General features: G+C 69.7%; 27 protein-coding genes and 1 tRNA gene. 17 read left to right on the top strand and 11 right to left on the bottom strand.

Annotated elements, in window-relative coordinates:
* The first annotated feature begins 1 nt into the window (after nt 1).
* The 9 genes from K6T50_RS00795 (at nt 2) to K6T50_RS00755 (ending at nt 3,651) form a co-directional block, all read left to right on the top strand.
* Entirely contained in the window at nt 2–283 is a 282-nt protein-coding gene (locus K6T50_RS00795; RefSeq protein WP_222607559.1) for a hypothetical protein, read from the top strand.
* A gap of 102 nt (nt 284–385) precedes the next feature.
* A complete protein-coding gene (locus K6T50_RS00790) occupies nt 386–766 on the top strand; it encodes a hypothetical protein (RefSeq protein ID WP_222607558.1) in 381 nt (126 codons plus the stop codon).
* Nucleotides 763–1,146 carry a hypothetical protein gene (locus K6T50_RS00785; RefSeq protein WP_222607557.1) on the top strand — a complete coding sequence of 128 codons (384 nt, stop codon included), beginning with the start codon at nt 763–765 and terminating at the stop codon, nt 1,144–1,146. The genes K6T50_RS00790 and K6T50_RS00785 overlap by 4 nt, the downstream gene beginning before the upstream one ends.
* Nucleotides 1,143–1,601, top strand: a complete 459-nt coding sequence (locus K6T50_RS00780; RefSeq protein ID WP_222607556.1) for a hypothetical protein — start codon at nt 1,143–1,145, stop codon at nt 1,599–1,601. The genes K6T50_RS00785 and K6T50_RS00780 overlap by 4 nt, the downstream gene beginning before the upstream one ends.
* Complete coding sequence (locus K6T50_RS00775; RefSeq protein ID WP_222607555.1) at nt 1,598–2,116, top strand: hypothetical protein; 519 nt, start codon at nt 1,598–1,600, stop codon at nt 2,114–2,116. Before K6T50_RS00780 ends, K6T50_RS00775 begins: the two co-directional genes overlap by 4 nt.
* Nucleotides 2,110–2,634 (top strand): hypothetical protein, encoded by a 525-nt coding sequence (locus tag K6T50_RS00770; protein ID WP_222607554.1) that lies wholly within the window; start codon nt 2,110–2,112, stop codon nt 2,632–2,634. Before K6T50_RS00775 ends, K6T50_RS00770 begins: the two co-directional genes overlap by 7 nt.
* A 2-nt stretch (nt 2,635–2,636) precedes the next feature.
* Nucleotides 2,637–3,230, top strand: a complete 594-nt coding sequence (locus K6T50_RS00765; RefSeq protein ID WP_222607553.1) for a hypothetical protein — start codon at nt 2,637–2,639, stop codon at nt 3,228–3,230.
* Nucleotides 3,231–3,232: 2 nt separating this feature from the next.
* Nucleotides 3,233–3,472 carry a hypothetical protein gene (locus K6T50_RS00760; RefSeq protein WP_222607552.1) on the top strand — a complete coding sequence of 80 codons (240 nt, stop codon included), beginning with the start codon at nt 3,233–3,235 and terminating at the stop codon, nt 3,470–3,472.
* A complete protein-coding gene (locus K6T50_RS00755; RefSeq protein ID WP_222607551.1) occupies nt 3,469–3,651 on the top strand; it encodes a hypothetical protein in 183 nt (60 codons plus the stop codon). The genes K6T50_RS00760 and K6T50_RS00755 overlap by 4 nt, the downstream gene beginning before the upstream one ends.
* A 10-nt stretch (nt 3,652–3,661) precedes the next feature.
* Here the strand turns inward: K6T50_RS00755 and K6T50_RS00750 are convergent, their stop codons facing one another.
* The 8 genes from K6T50_RS00750 to K6T50_RS00720 form a co-directional block, all read right to left on the bottom strand.
* Nucleotides 3,662–3,802 (bottom strand): hypothetical protein, encoded by a 141-nt coding sequence (locus tag K6T50_RS00750; protein ID WP_222607550.1) that lies wholly within the window; start codon nt 3,800–3,802, stop codon nt 3,662–3,664.
* A complete protein-coding gene (locus K6T50_RS00745; protein WP_222607549.1) occupies nt 3,795–4,049 on the bottom strand; it encodes a hypothetical protein in 255 nt (84 codons plus the stop codon). The genes K6T50_RS00750 and K6T50_RS00745 overlap by 8 nt, the downstream gene beginning before the upstream one ends.
* Entirely contained in the window at nt 4,042–4,470 is a 429-nt protein-coding gene (locus K6T50_RS00740) for a hypothetical protein (RefSeq protein WP_222607548.1), read from the bottom strand. Before K6T50_RS00740 ends, K6T50_RS00745 begins: the two co-directional genes overlap by 8 nt.
* Before the next feature lie 202 nt (nt 4,471–4,672).
* On the bottom strand, nt 4,673–5,347 hold the full coding sequence (locus tag K6T50_RS00735) for a DNA cytosine methyltransferase (RefSeq protein WP_222607547.1): 675 nt from the start codon (nt 5,345–5,347) through the stop codon (nt 4,673–4,675).
* Nucleotides 5,344–5,472 (bottom strand): hypothetical protein, encoded by a 129-nt coding sequence (locus K6T50_RS19095; protein WP_275673107.1) that lies wholly within the window; start codon nt 5,470–5,472, stop codon nt 5,344–5,346. Before K6T50_RS19095 ends, K6T50_RS00735 begins: the two co-directional genes overlap by 4 nt.
* Nucleotides 5,469–5,909 (bottom strand): hypothetical protein, encoded by a 441-nt coding sequence (locus K6T50_RS00730; protein WP_222607546.1) that lies wholly within the window; start codon nt 5,907–5,909, stop codon nt 5,469–5,471. Before K6T50_RS00730 ends, K6T50_RS19095 begins: the two co-directional genes overlap by 4 nt.
* Entirely contained in the window at nt 5,906–6,013 is a 108-nt protein-coding gene (locus K6T50_RS19230; protein ID WP_222607545.1) for a zinc ribbon domain-containing protein, read from the bottom strand. Before K6T50_RS19230 ends, K6T50_RS00730 begins: the two co-directional genes overlap by 4 nt.
* 278 nt (nt 6,014–6,291) lie before the next feature.
* Nucleotides 6,292–6,363, bottom strand: a tRNA-Ala gene (locus K6T50_RS00720).
* Nucleotides 6,364–6,640: 277 nt separating this feature from the next.
* Here K6T50_RS00720 and K6T50_RS00715 point away from each other — a divergent pair.
* The 4 genes from K6T50_RS00715 to K6T50_RS00700 are packed head-to-tail and all read left to right on the top strand — an operon-like array spanning nt 6,641 to nt 9,419.
* Nucleotides 6,641–7,114 (top strand): 30S ribosomal protein S15, encoded by a 474-nt coding sequence (locus K6T50_RS00715; RefSeq protein ID WP_222607544.1) that lies wholly within the window; start codon nt 6,641–6,643, stop codon nt 7,112–7,114.
* 33 nt (nt 7,115–7,147) lie between these two features.
* The gene (locus K6T50_RS00710; protein WP_222607543.1) at nt 7,148–8,386 is read left to right on the top strand and encodes an exonuclease RecJ; all 1,239 of its coding nucleotides are present in this window, start codon (nt 7,148–7,150) and stop codon (nt 8,384–8,386) included.
* Nucleotides 8,383–8,781, top strand: coding sequence for a KEOPS complex subunit Pcc1 (locus tag K6T50_RS00705; RefSeq protein WP_222607542.1), 399 nt, complete (start codon nt 8,383–8,385; stop codon nt 8,779–8,781). The genes K6T50_RS00710 and K6T50_RS00705 overlap by 4 nt, the downstream gene beginning before the upstream one ends.
* Nucleotides 8,778–9,419, top strand: a complete 642-nt coding sequence (locus tag K6T50_RS00700) for a 30S ribosomal protein S3ae (RefSeq protein WP_222607541.1) — start codon at nt 8,778–8,780, stop codon at nt 9,417–9,419. Before K6T50_RS00705 ends, K6T50_RS00700 begins: the two co-directional genes overlap by 4 nt.
* A 58-nt stretch (nt 9,420–9,477) precedes the next feature.
* Here the strand turns inward: K6T50_RS00700 and K6T50_RS00695 are convergent, their stop codons facing one another.
* Entirely contained in the window at nt 9,478–9,654 is a 177-nt protein-coding gene (locus tag K6T50_RS00695) for a hypothetical protein (RefSeq protein WP_222607540.1), read from the bottom strand.
* Between the two features lie 78 nt (nt 9,655–9,732).
* A complete protein-coding gene (locus K6T50_RS00690) occupies nt 9,733–10,152 on the bottom strand; it encodes a cupredoxin domain-containing protein (RefSeq protein ID WP_222607539.1) in 420 nt (139 codons plus the stop codon).
* Between the two features lie 94 nt (nt 10,153–10,246).
* On the opposite strand from K6T50_RS00690, the gene K6T50_RS00685 reads away from it, so the two are divergent.
* Entirely contained in the window at nt 10,247–11,071 is an 825-nt protein-coding gene (locus K6T50_RS00685) for a protein sorting system archaetidylserine synthase (protein ID WP_222607538.1), read from the top strand.
* A 19-nt stretch (nt 11,072–11,090) separates the two neighbouring features.
* On the opposite strand, the gene K6T50_RS00680 is transcribed toward K6T50_RS00685, so the two are convergent.
* On the bottom strand, nt 11,091–11,693 hold the full coding sequence (locus tag K6T50_RS00680; protein WP_222607537.1) for an NUDIX hydrolase: 603 nt from the start codon (nt 11,691–11,693) through the stop codon (nt 11,091–11,093).
* A 72-nt stretch (nt 11,694–11,765) separates the two neighbouring features.
* Between K6T50_RS00680 and hisD the strand changes: the two genes are divergently transcribed.
* The 3 genes from hisD (at nt 11,766) to K6T50_RS00665 (ending at nt 13,830) form a co-directional block, all read left to right on the top strand.
* Nucleotides 11,766–13,052: a histidinol dehydrogenase gene (hisD, locus tag K6T50_RS00675; protein ID WP_222607536.1), complete on the top strand. Its 1,287-nt coding sequence runs from the start codon at nt 11,766–11,768 to the stop codon at nt 13,050–13,052.
* 108 nt (nt 13,053–13,160) lie between these two features.
* Nucleotides 13,161–13,529 carry a HesB/IscA family protein gene (locus K6T50_RS00670; protein ID WP_222607535.1) on the top strand — a complete coding sequence of 123 codons (369 nt, stop codon included), beginning with the start codon at nt 13,161–13,163 and terminating at the stop codon, nt 13,527–13,529.
* Nucleotides 13,530–13,587: 58 nt separating this feature from the next.
* Nucleotides 13,588–13,830 carry a DUF5816 domain-containing protein gene (locus K6T50_RS00665; protein ID WP_222607534.1) on the top strand — a complete coding sequence of 81 codons (243 nt, stop codon included), beginning with the start codon at nt 13,588–13,590 and terminating at the stop codon, nt 13,828–13,830.
* The last annotated feature ends 229 nt before the right edge of the window (nt 13,831–14,059 follow it).

Raw genomic sequence — 14,059 nt, 5'->3', positions numbered from 1 at the left:
CATGCAGGTTTCTTCGACGACCACAGGCGACCCGTGGGCGGGAGCGTCCACGGAGAGCACCGGCACCCGGCACAGTCGCGCCGAGCCCGCCCTCGGCGGCTCGACCGCGACCACGTCGGCGAGCAACACCGAGGCCCCGTCGGGGGCCGGCAACAGCAGCGGCCCGCTCGTCGGGCGCATCGAGCAGTCCGGATGGACGCAAGATGATCTCCAACTCCTCTTGCAGGTCCTCCAGATCCTCGCGCTGCTGGCTGCCGCCTACGCGGCCTACAACTCACAGTGATGACGGGTACCAACCAGACCGATACCGACGTACAGAAAGAGCCTATCCCGGCCCAGGAACTCACCGAACGGAGACGGGAACTGTTCGACGACGAGGAGGGCGATGCCTGACGTAGTGCCCGCTCCCTCGGAGTTCGACAAGCCGGTCAACGAGCCGCTCACGGTCGAACTCGACGGCGGTGAACGGGCTACGTTCACCTACGCTCCGCGCCAGCAAACAACGCCGGGGTTCGTCGTCCCGATCGTCGCGGCGTCGAAGTACACAGAGAGCAGTTACACCGTGTGGTTCGACGGTCGGCAAGTGTATGGTCCGGCACCAATCCCGCCGACCGACATCGACGACCTGGCGATCACGTTCCTGCCGGCCTACGAGTTCGAGGAGCAGCTCAAGGTCAGGTGTGAGAACCTCTCGGAGAACACGCCACGCCGGTACACGGTGCAGCCGGTTGGGTACGAGAAGGTGAATCAGGGAGGGTCAGAGTGACGCTCGACACGAACACCGATGTCGAGGAGATCCGTAAGGTGCAGGACGAGGCCGGCGACAAGCAGCCGCCGGCGAACCAAGCCGAGCAGGCCCGGACGAACGACCGCCTCGGGAACGCCGACGCGGTGTTCACCGACAAGCTCACGCCGAGCACGAGCGGCGAAGTGCTCCCGAGCCACGAGGTGAAAGAAGGCTGTGAGGTGCTGGTCTTGGCCGACCCCGACAACGCCGGACCGATCTATATCGGCCCGGAGGGCTCGGAGACGATCCCGCTGGCGAAGGGCAACGGCGTGACCAAGCGTGTGTCCAACACGGACGCGCTTGCGGCGAAGGCGAGTTCGGACGGTGACACGCTCCATATCACGGGTGAGAGCGCATGACTGGCTTCGTCAGCATGGGCGGCGGCGCCACGGTTCCATCGGGCGTCATCACGATGTGGTCGGGTTCCACGACCGACGTTCCCGACGGGTGGACCCTGTGTGACGGGTCTGACGGGACGCCCGACCTTACAGACCGGTTCGTTGTCGGGGCAGGCGACAGCTACGCGGTCGATGACACCGGCGGGGCTGCCTCGGTCCAACTCTCCGAAGACGAGATGCCGAGCCACTCCCACAATGGTAGCACGACGACCGACGGTGAACACTCGCACGACTACACCGGCGTCACCTTCGACGGGGAGGGCAATGGCAGTATCCAAGCGCGGAGTCAGACAACCCGCACCACCGAGCCGGCGGGCGACCACTCGCACAACCTCAACATCGACCAGGCAGGCGGCGACTCTGCGCACGAGAACCGGCCGCCGTACCTCGCTCTCGCGTTTATCATGAAAACATGATAGGGGAGTTCCTAACCGCCTTCCCCGTCGAAGCCGTCCCCGACGGCTCGACGCTCATCCCACACCATGCGACCTACGGTCTGCTCGCAGCGGTCGTCGTCCTCGCGACTGTGTGGGACGACCACCGGCACAGCGAGCCGCTGACGGAGGCAACAGGCGTCCTCGTCGGCTTGTTCGCGTTCGTCGTTGTGTGGCCGTGGCGCCCGCCCATCGGCGCGACGCTCGCGCACGTCGGCCCGCTCGCGGCGCTGGCGTGGATGTGGCGGCCAGGATCGGCGTGGGGCCGACTCTACCCCCGCCGCGTGCAGCTCGTCGCGACCGGCGCGATCCTCGTTGGCCTCGACGACATCATCGAGCACGCGTGGCCCGTTCCGTCGCCGCTCGACACCGGCTTTCATCTGCTCGGCCCCATGCCATCGGCGGCCCTCGCGACCGTGGCCGTCGCGGCAGCCGTCTACGCGCTCCAAACTGCACCGACTCACAACCACCAGACGACGGAAGACACGACATGGTAGCACTCATCGACAACGGCTCGGGAACCGGCGGAGGCGGGAGCCTCGACGCCGGCGACGACCCCTGGGCAGACGACGGCGGCAGTAGCACAGACTCGGGCTCGGACGCGTCGCTTGACGACATCGAGCAGGACCAGGACGCCGACACCCTGGATCTCGGACAGGCCGACGGCGCCGGCCAGGAGTACGACTCCTCGCGCTCGTCGGGCAACGTGATTGACAGCGACGGCGACCCGGACACGGGTGGCGTGACGATCGTCTCCGACAACAACAGCGACGATCCGGCTGTCGACGACGCACAGCAGGACCTCACCGACGAGGCCCTCAACGCGACATCGGGCGGCGGCTCGGTCCCGTCGGGGACGGTCGACTCCGAGAGCGAGGAGTACGTCGACGGCGGATCCGGCTCGCCGGAGTCGCCGGGCAACGAGTCCTCGTCGAGCGACGGCGGGATCGACAAGCGCGCGGTCGCCGCGGGTCTCGCGCTGCTCGTCGGCGCCGTCGTCCTCGGGGGCAACTGACGATGGCGCAGACCAATCAGCCGACGACGAAGAGCGGGAACATCATCTTGCGGCGGGTGAGCGTCCCGGATCAGGTGGACCCGGGCGAGCCCTACGAGGTGGACGTGAAGGTCTCGAACGGAGCGGGGTTCATCAACCCGTGGGACAACGACCGGTGCCACGGGTCCGCCTACGACGGCTACAAGCTGAAAGTGGTGCTCACCGGCCCGAACGGCGAGGAACTGACCAAGGGGCCGGTGTGCCACCTGCGGACGACCATCGGCACGAAGGACGAGACGTACACGTTCACCGTCGAGGCTCCGCAGTCGGGGCGTGCAGAGGTGAGCGCGTACGTCGAGATGGAGAAGTCGGGCAAGCGGACGGACGCGCTGGAGGCGTCGACGGTCGTCTCGTCGACGCCCGCGGAACAGCCCGACACCGGTTCCAGCGACGACGGCGGTGGCGGCGGTGGGTCGGGGCTGTTCGACGGCTCGCCCGACCCCACGCCCGGCGGCGGTACCTCGTTCGACACCTACGCGAAGGGCGCGGGGTTGATCCTCGTGCTCATCGCGATCGCGTGGCTCGCCGACTCGGGGGCGTCGATCGCGGGGGACTGACCGTGGTAGCGTTCGAGGCCGGCGCGGTCATCGGGATGCTCGCGATCGTGGAAACGAGCGTCGCCGGGCTGGGCTGGTACGTGGTCCGGAACGCGGCGACAGAGGAGGACGTAGACGACGTGGCGGAGACGGCCGACGAGGCGGCTCGCGAGGCCGCCGCCGCCGGCTACGAGGCCGCCGAGGCCCGCCGCGGGGCCGAACAGGCACATGACCGACTCGACGCACTCTCAGCAAACACATGAACGAACTGGCGACGGTCACGGTCGAATGGGCAACGAACACCGACGTACCGAACGCGCTGCTCGTGCTGGCGCTGCTCACCTCGCCGGCGACGTGGTCCGAGCGCATCACGAATCGGATCGGCCCGGTACTCGACCGGTTCGGTCCGGGCGAGACGGCGACGAACGGCGAAAAGCAGTAGCGGGCGGGGCCTACAGATAGGTCTCGCCCTGGTCGACGTGGCCCGCGCGGGCCATGTGACGGCGGTGTTCTTTCAGCTCGTCCGCGACGTTTCCACAACCGAGACACCGGATCCGAGACTGCTGAATACCGCTCTCGGATCCCTCAGTCATCGGCGAACACTCCGAGGGACTGCTGGCTTTCCTGTTGATCAGGTTCGAACTGCTCTTTCAGACTGTCCCAGCGGGAATCGAGGCCGTGGAACACATCGTCTGAGTAGGTCCGATTTCGACGGAGGTGCGGGTAAATCGGATCGCCCGGCTGTAGATTCGGACAGATCAGCCGCCCCCTCGCGGACGAAAGCGCCGCCTCAATCGCTGCGGGAGCCATCTTCTCGGGTCGCTTTTCGTCATCAGTCATCGGCGGGTGCCACCCCCGTGGTCGTCGAGGACACCGGTACGAGCGCGTCGCGGCGCCGAACGGTGAGGACACCCCACCGTGGCGCGACGTAGCCGCGGGTCTCCAAGTCCTTCAGGACCGAGCGGATCGTGCCGCTGGGGCGGGTGAGTTCTTGCGCGAGCGTTGACTCGGCCGCCTCGGTCTGGATGCGGTGGTTCTCGCCCGCGGCGTCGAGCAGCGTCAGGTACGCTCTCCGCAGGGTCTCGTCCTCGGGAAGCCCGGTCTCGTCCTCGCGCTGGCCGACGGTCTCCTTCACCTTCTCGCGAAGGAGTTCGGCGCGGCTCATGCCGCGCTCTTCGGCGATCTCGTCGAACGCGGGAATGTCCGCACCTTGCGGGTCGAAGCTCACCCGGTTCGGGTTGCGGTCGAGGCGGTTACTCACGCCGACCACCCCGAATTGTAGTCGCGGCGGGGGGCCGCGACTACGTCGTGAATACGCAGACGGGGCGACGATCCCCAATGCGTAGTCGACCCCCCCACACACCCGCTCGGGGCGGACTCGCGTGCGGGGGCGGGCCTGCGCGTACGCGATGGACGGCGGAACCGCTGTCGCTGTCGGGCCGAGACGGCCGCGAACACCGAGATCATACGTTCACCCCCGAGAGCGATCGCTGCTTGCTCCGCCCCTCGACGGCGCGGAGGATCGACTCCGAGAGCTGGTAGGGAACCTTCGCGCGTTCGGCCGGATCCCGGACTATGTCGCCCATGTCATCCCGCCACTCGTCGCGGGCGTTCCCTTTCCCGCCGTGTGCCTGGTCGGTGTTGTAGGCGTGGCAGTCGTCGCCGTAGGAGCACGAACGATAGACCATACCCGGTGGATGGTCGCCCCAGAGGTCGGTCGGTTTCATCCACGCGGTTCCGTACTGGCAGTAGGTGACGCGGCCGGTCGGCCGTCCCAGCACTTGCCGGAGGTACCCCTGCGGGTTTTCGAGGAACCAGTAGTCGGGTGACAGCGACTTGATCAGCCCGATCGTGTGGTAGACGAGAGCGACGGCCTCGCGGGCGTCCTCTGTCTGCGGTTCACCGTCACGGAAGCGTTCGTACCGGCTCGCGGCGATCGAGAACTGCGTACACGGTGGACTGGCAAGAACAACGTCAGCGTTCGGAAGGTCCGCCGGTCGTAGGTCCATCACGTCAGCCTGAACGTCCGGGTCGAACCGCTCCGCGATGTCGACAGTCGTGACTTGCCAACCGTCGGCGTCCTCGAAGGCGGCGCTGAAGCCACCGAGACCGGCGAACAGGTCGAGGCACCGCTTCATTGGCGACCCCCACGCTCGGTGCGTCGGGCGTCGTCCCACGCGAGCACGCCGATGACGAACAGGCCGGCCACCAGCATCGCGAACATGCCGATGGTTGCCGCGGCCTCGGCGGTGAGGCAGGTCATCGGCGACCTCCCATGTGGTCCGCGCGACGAGCACGGTCAACCCATCCGCCGTCCGTAGCCGCGCGCTCCTCGGTCGTGTGAGCGTTGAGGTCGACGCGAGGGATACGCACCTGCTCTCCCCGCGTGTCACGCTCACCGATGAACGCGGCCTTGCGGACGGTACAGAGGTGCGCACACGGTGGGTCGTGGTACTCGAACGCCTTGCAGTCGCACAAGCCGACGTGTTGGCCGTCCTCGACCGCGACAGCGACGAGGTGCGACTCTTCACCATCGGGAAGCGTCACGCGGTAGCTGTACCGGCTCACGGACTCGATGAGCGCGCCTTGCGGGTCCGCGCGGTCCCAACTGGTCGCGTCGGTCCCCGCGAGCGTCTCGAAGTCGAGCGGGACGCCGGGGGCGTGCTCGTCGGTCGATGGCGGCGTACGCGGCGCGCTCACCGTCCGTCACCTCCGTCGCACTCGGGACAGACGCGGCGGGCGATCCCGGATCCGTAAGGGGTGCGGACTTGGAGCTGAGCGCCGCAGATCGGACAGAATCTCACGGCGAGCACCTCCCGTCTTCGAGTGCCGGGCAGATCTGCTCCCGATCGAGAATCGGCAGCCCGCAAAACTCGCAGATATGAGCCTCAGAGCCGCGGATCTCTGTGCTCATGCCGGCACACCTCCCTTGTGACGATCGCCGGACGGCGTCGACCCGCGTTCGAAACAGGGGGCTATTCGCTCACGAGAATTATGATTCTCAGAGCAAACTAGCGGGTAGACGGCCTGAGAAGGTTGGAATCGGGGAGTAGTGCTCCCGCTCCGGAAGGTAAATTTCGAGTGGACTCGGTGGGATTTGAACCCACGGCCTTTCCCCTGCCAAGGGAACGATCTACCACTGATCTACGAGCCCGCCTGCACTACTTCGTATCGCGGTTCGGTAGTTAAGGGCTTCGACTGCGCGCGTCCTCGCTACGGATCACCACGGTCGATCCGCGGATGGAAAGCCATTAGGCCCGCGACCGAGAGGACCTCGATGGGAACAGCACGGCCGCAACTCTGACTCGCCCGCGGTGGGCTTGGGATTGCGGATGTGCCCCCGTCGGACTGCCCGCTCGCGCCCGACGGCGCGTTCGGGAGCGACAGCCGACGGTGGCTCGCTTCTGCGGCCGACGTTCCAATCTCAGACAATGGCACGAATGCACACCCGCCGTCGAGGGTCGTCCGGTTCGGACAACCCCGCGGCAGACGAACCCCCGGAGTGGAGCGACGTGGACGCCGAAGACGTCGAGGAACGCGTCGTCGAGCTGGCCGAACAGGGTCACGACCCGAGCGTCATCGGCCTGAAGCTGCGCGACGAAGGCGTGAAGGGCACGCCCGTCCCGAACGTGAAGCTCGCGACCGGCAAGAAGGTGACCGAGATCCTCGAGGAGCACGACGCCGGCAACGACCTCCCCGAGGACCTCCGGAACCTCATGTCCCGCGCGGTCCGCCTGCGTGAGCACATGGAGGAGAACCAGCAGGACGCACAGAACAAGCGCGCGCTCCAGAACACCGAGTCGAAGATCCGTCGCCTGGTCGACTACTACCGCGGCGACGAACTCGACGAGGAGTTCACCTACAGCTACGACGTCGCTGTCGACCTCCTCGAGGACGACGCGTAACGACGACTCCGACCCCACACACGAGGCAAACACGTGTCCACCGCCGCCGACGCGCCGACCGACGCCGACCCCGAACGGGTAGCCTCGGCGCTGTCAACGGCCGAGTTCGTCCGGATCTACCCCCGGCCGACCGGCGACGCGCTCGCCGCGGCGGGGGTGCTCGCCCGCGCGCTCGACGCGCGCGACACGGCGTTCCAGGTCCGCGCCACGCGCGACGAGGCGATCCCCGACGGCGACGGGAGCGCGCTCGCGCTGGGCTGGACCCCGCCGAACGCGACGGGCATCCCGTCGGGTTCGCGTCCGGTGTCGGCCGTCGCGGCCGACGTCGCCGACGCGGTCGGCGTCGAGCCGGACCCGATCGTCGGGCTGGCCGGCGTCGTCGCCGCCGGAACCGTCCCGGGCGAGGGCGCCAGCGGGAGCCTGCTGGAGGAGGCCGAACGCCGGGGCGTCGTCGACCGACGCCCGGGCGTCGCGGTCCCCACGGCGGATCTCGCCGACGGGCTCGCACACTCGACGCGGATCTGGACGCCGTACTCCGGCGATCCGGACGCCGCTCGCGAGCTGCTCGCCGACCTCGGCATCGACACGGGCTCCGATGGAGCCGCCGAGATCGACGAGGACGCCCATCGACGACTCGCCTCTGCGGTCGCGCTCGATGCGACCGCCGACGCGCCTGATAGGGCTGTGTCGGCCGTCGAGCGGGCGCTGCGCCCGTACGCGACGTCGACCGGGCCGTTCGAGACGCTCGGCGGTCACGCCGACGTGTTCGACGCGCTCGCTCGCGAGCGCCCGGGCCTCGGCGTGGCGCTGGCGCTGGGCGCGGACGTGACCGACGCGGCGCTGTCGACGTGGCGCGACCACGCCGGTCGCGTCCACGCGGCGCTCGCGGACCCGACGACGGGCCGATACGACGGCGCGTTCGTCGTCCGCGTGGAGGCGTCGCCCGCGGACGCGCCGGCGCTGGCGACCGCCGCGCGACTCGTCCGCGAGTACGCCTCGCCCGAGCCGGTCGCGCTCGTGGTCTCCGACGACGCCGCGGCCGCCGCCGGCGACGGCGCGGCCGACACGATCGCCGCGCTTCAAGCCGGCGTCGAGGCGACGACGGACGCGGATCCGGACGACGCGAGCGCCGGCGATACGGACCGCGCCGAGGAGACGAACCGCGACGGCGACTCGGTCGACGTGTTCGGCGACGACCGCCTCGGCGAGGCACGCTTCGCCGGCGGCGACGTACAGGCGTTCATCGGCGCGTTCAGGGAGGCCCTGCGATGACCGGTCGCGACCGGTCCGCGGACGACGGCGACTCCCACGACGACCTCGCGCGCACCGCGACCGTCGAGACGACGCACGCCGACGCCGATGCCGCGGCGACGATCGCGGCGGCCATCTCGCCGGACAACACGGACGACATTCGGACGGAGGCGGACGGAGCGACGGTCACGACCCGCGTCTCGCGGGGGACGACCGGCGGCTTCCTCGCCTCGGTGGACGACTACCTCGTGAACCTCGACGTGGCCGACGACGTGGTCGCGACGGGGAGGGGGACGGACGGCGAATCGACCCACACGAACGACGCGGACGGACTCCGCGACGCGAACGCCGCGGACGAGTTCCGCGACGCAGACGACATACGCGACACCGCAGACACAGACACACACGACACATGAGCGAACGATCAGTCTCACGACAACGACAGGGGAAGCGCTGGTACACCGTCCTCGCGCCCGAGCAGTTCGACCGAGCCGAGCTCGGCGACACGATGGCCGAGGAGCCCGAGCAGGTCGTCGGCCGCACGGTCGAGACCACGCTCGGCGAGATCACGGGCGACCAGGGACAGGACAACGTCAAGCTGACGTTCAAGATCACGGACGTCGGCTCGGACGCCGCCTACACGGAGTTCGTCCAGCACGAGCTCACGCGGGATTACCTCCGCTCGATGGTGCGCCGCGGCGCCTCGAAGGTCGACCTGCACATCACCGTGCGCACGACCGACGACTACCGCGTCCGCGTCAGCCCGGTGGCGTTCACGACCAAGAAGGCCGACCGCTCCCAGGAGCAGGCCATCCGCCAGATCATGATCGACCTGGTCGAGCAGGCCGCCGAGGACCGCTCGTTCTCGGAGCTCATCGACTCCGTCGTCGAGGGACGCCTCTCGTCGGCGATCTACGGCGAGGCGAAGACGGTGTACCCGCTTCGCCGCGTCGAGGTCCAGAAGCTCTCGCTGGAGGCGCGTCCCGAGGAGATCGCCGCCGAGGAGGAGGCCGCCGTCGACGTGGACGACGACGACGTCGCCGTCGACGAGTAGGCGTCCGACCGCCGACGATTTTTGCGACCGACCCGCGACCGGGAGCGGCGCGACCGGGTCACAGCGTCACGCGACGGGTGATGAGCGCCACGTCCGCCGACCCGCACTCGGGGCACTCGTCGACGACCGCGCCCACGGACGCCGTCACCCGCTCGCCGCAGCTGCCGCACCGGTACACGTCCGCACGCTCGGGCGCGAGGACGGCGGCGACCCGGTCGACGATTCGCATCGACATCGGTATGGCACTAGTTGACACGATCGAGTAAACGTCTTGTGCCGGATCGGTCGGGGAGCCGCGGTGACGCTCGGGGCGTCACTCCTCGACGCGGACGACGCCGACCATTCCCGCCTGTTCGTGCGGGATGCAGAAGTACGTGTAGTCGCCGGGGACCTCGAAGGTGTGCTCGAAGCGCTCGTTCGCGGAGATCGCCCCATCGTTGCCGTCCCAGGCCTCGCGCGCGGCCGCCTCGGAGTCGAACCCGCCGGTGGCGAAGTACTCGGCGTCCTCCGGGATCTGTTCCTCGTAGGCGGTGATCGAGTGCGCGCGCGTCGAGGTGTTCTCCCAGACCACCGTCTCGCCGACGGACACCGTGATCTCGTACGGGCGGAACGCCTCCGCGGTCATGCCGACGTCGTAGCCGTCGCCCTCGGACCCGGGAAGCACGGCCGCACAGCCCGCCAGCGGGAGCGACGCGGCGGCGCCCGCGGTCGCGAGAAAGCGGCGTCGGTCCATGCTCGGATCGTGGGGACGGACCGCTTTATGCGGATTGGTCCGGGCGTCGAATCGGATGGAAAGCCATACGGTCGGCGGTGCCGTCGCCCCGACAATGACCGACCGGCCGCGCTTCCTCTCCCGGCTGGGGCTGGCGGACGCCGTGACCGCCGGGAACGCCGCCCTCGGGACGCTCGCCGCCGTCGCCGCGGCGGTCGACCCGACGCTCGCGGCACGGCTGGTCCTCCTGGCGGCCGTCGCCGACGGACTCGACGGCGTGCTCGCGCGTCGCTACGGCGGCACCGCGGTGGGGCCGCACCTCGACTCGCTGGCGGACGTGGCCTCCTTCGGCGTCGCCCCCGCGCTCATCGTCGCCGCGACGGTGACCGGCCCGTACTCACTCGATTCGGCGCCGGCGGTCTACGCCGCCGGGCTGCTCGTTCCCGCCGCGTACGTCGCGCTCGCGGTGATCCGGCTGGCCGTGTACACTGTCGAGGACGAGGGCGCGAAGACGACCCACGGCGTCCAGACGACGCTCGCCGCGACCGTGATCGCGGCGTCGGTGCTGGCTGGGCTTGACTCGCCGGCGGTGGTGCTCGGGCTCGCGGCCCTCTCCGCGCCGCTGATGGTGACGCCGATCCGGTACCCCGACCTCCACCCGCAGGACGCGCTCGTGATGGGCGCCGTGCAGGCGTGTGCGATCCTCCTCACCGGGATGGCCGGGGAGGCGTTCGCGTTCGCGCTGCTGTTCCTCGCGCTCGGCTACCTTGTACTCGGACCGCACTTCTACTGGCGCGACGTGAGCGAGTCGGCCGAGGATCCGGACGAAGAGGCGTGCGATCCGGGGGAATCGACGGAGGAGCCGGGCGGATCCACGGATGATCCGGCCGATCCGGGGGACGCGGCACCCGGAACCGACGATCACGAGTTGGGTGCCTGAGCCGATCTGCGGCGACGAGCTATCCGACGATCCGCTCGTACACTCGCTTCGTCCAGTCGCCGCCGTAGATCTCCTCGGGGAGCCTCTCACGCCACTCCACCGCCCGAACGGTCTCGTCGTCGTCGCCCAACGCCGCGAGGTCGTCGGCGACGGCCGGCTTTCTCGCGCGGAGTTCGAAGTGAACGACCCGAAACGGCGTCTCCGGGACCGACCCGTCGGCGGCCGCGATCGTCTCGTCGTGGACCGCGTGCGGCCGCACCGCGTCGGCGACGACGCCGGACTCCTCGCGGACCTCGCGCTCGACCGTCGCCGCCAGCGGCTCGTCGGGCAGCGCCGTGCCGCCGGGAAGCGCCCAGCCGCGGTCGGCGAGGTCGACGACGAGCACGCGATCGGCGGGGTCCAACACGACGCCGGCGGCGACCCAGCCCTCGCGGATCGCCTCGTTGTCGGCGCGGAGGCGACGAAGTTCTCCGGGCGGGCGCGTCGACTCGACCCGGTTCACGATCAGGTCGTCGTGCTCCCGGCGCGGGTCGCGTGCGGGTCTGCCGTCCGGGTGACCGTCCGCGGGGTCGTCACGTCCGGCGCCGGCGCCCGCGGCGTTCGCGGCGGGGTCGTCGCTCATACGTCCCCCACGCGAGGCCACCCCGATACGCGTTCCGGGAACGGTTTACCCCCGGGACGTGAGGGGACGCGTATGGAGCCGAGACAGGTCGCCGACCTCTCGCCGGACGAGCGGCGGGCGTTCTTCGAGCGCGACGCCGGCGTCGACGCGGTTCGGGGCGACGTACGCGACATCGTCGAGCGCGTTCGCGACGAGGGCGACGCCGCGGTCCGGGAGTTCTCCCGGGAGTTCGACGGCGCCGAGGTGGCGAACATCGACATCACCGACGAGGCCGAGCGCGCCGTCGACGCCGTCGACGACGAGGTGCTCGCGGCGATCCGCGAGTCGATCGCGAACGTCCGCGAGTTCCACGAGGCACAGCTCCCCGAGGACTGGACTCGCGAGTTCGAGGACGGCCGGATGCTCGGGAAGCGCTTCCGTCCCCTCGACCGCGTGGGCGTGTACGTCCCCGGCGGCACCGCGGCGTACCCCTCGTCGGCGATCATGGGCGTCGTCCCCGCGAAGGTCGCGGGCGTCGAGCACGTCGCCGTCGTGACGCCGCCCGCCGAGGACATCAACCCCGCGACGCTGGCGGCGATCCACGAGGCCGGCGCCGACGCCGTCTACTCCGTCGGGGGCGCACAGGGCGTCGCCGCGCTCGCGTACGGCACCGAGACCGTGACGCGCGTCCGGAAGGTCGTCGGGCCGGGTAACAAGTGGGTGACCGCCGCCAAGGCGGAGGTCCGCGGCGACGTGGAGATCGACTTCCTCGCGGGTCCCTCGGAGGTGCTGGTGCTCGCTGACGACACCGCCGACCCGGCGGCCGTCGCGAGCGACCTGATCGCGCAGGCGGAACACGACCCGAACGCCTCCGTCGTGACGGTGACGGACTCGGCCGGCCTCGCGGAAGCGGTCTGTGAGGAGATCGAGGCGCGCGCGCCCGAGCGGGAGCGGGCCGAGACGATCCGGGCGGCCCTCGACAACGACGCCTCGGGCGTGCTCGTCGCGCGCTCGATGCCCGAGGCGGTGCTGTTCGCCGAGGAGTACGCCGCCGAGCACCTCTCGATCCAGGCCGAGGACGACGAGGCGCTGCTCGACCGGATCTCGAACGTCGGCTCGGCGTTCCTCGGCCGGTTCACCCCGGTCGCCGCCGGCGACTACGCCTCCGGGACGAACCACGTGCTCCCGACGAACGGCGGCGCGAAGGCGTTCGGCGGGCTCTCGACGGACACGTTCCTCCGGTCGTCGACCGTCCAGCGGCTCTCGGCGGACGGCCTGCGCGACCTCTCTGGGACGGTGACGACGCTCGCGGAGGCCGAGGGGCTGGAGGCGCACGCCGAGAGCGTGCGTGTCCGGTTCGAGGACGCCGGCGACGAGTGACCGACCCGCGATGGTCGACGACGCGGGCGGCGGGCGAACGCCCTTGCGACGCCCGCGTCCCTGCTACCCTGCGTCAAGGTTATACCCCTGTGCCGGGATCAACCCACCATGAGCACTGACGCGTCCGGAGGCGGCGAGCCCGATGTCCCCGTCACGGTGACGCCGAAGGCCGCCGAGGAGGCCATCTCCCTCATGGAGGGTGAGGGGATGGACACCGATGTCGGCGGGCTTCGCCTGTTCGTCCAGCAGGGCGGCTGCGCGGGCCTCTCGTACGGCATGCGCTTCGACAACGAGCCGGAGGAGGACGACCGCGTGACCGAGCACCACGGCCTGCGCGTGTTCGTCGACCCGTCCTCGATGAACTACATCGGCGGCTCGACGCTCGATTACGAGTCCGGCCTGCAGGCGGCGGGCTTCCACGTCGAGAATCCGAACGTCGAGGCCGAGTGCGGCTGCGGCGAGTCGTTCCGGACGTAAGCCGTCGCGTTCGGGGTCGACCCAGACGGTTTAACAGCGAGCGTCGCCTCCCTCGGGTATGAATCTCGAAGTCGTCGAGACGGCCGCCGGCGAGCTGTTCGTCGACCGCGCGGGCGGCGAGCGCGGGTCGAAAGCGCCGTTCTTCCACGTGTACGCGGACGAGGCGGGCGAGACGAGGTGGGGGTACTTCTGCGGGAACTGCGAGACCGTGAACAACGCGATGGACTCGATGGGCCGCATCGAGTGCAACGAGTGTGGGAACATGCGCAAGCCGGATGAGTGGGACGCCGCGCACGAGTAGCGAGGCGGGAGCGACCGCCTCGGCTAACGGCGGAGCGGTCCTGTGCCGCACCGCCCAGAAGAATAGCGTCGTCGAGCGAGCGTAGCGAGCGAGACGACGGCCGGTCGGCGGCGAGGTGTGCGCGACCGACCGGAGGGAGGTCGCGTGGCCCGAGCCGCCCAGAAGAATAGCGTCCCCGATGCGAGCGTCGTCGAGCGAGACGACGGCACCACGGCGGCGAGCTTGCGGG

Origin of the sequence: Halobaculum magnesiiphilum, assembly GCF_019823105.1 — an archaeon.
GTDB classification, from domain to species: Archaea; Halobacteriota; Halobacteria; order Halobacteriales; family Haloferacaceae; genus Halobaculum; species Halobaculum magnesiiphilum.
This window is presented reverse-complemented; position numbering and strand designations above follow the sequence as displayed.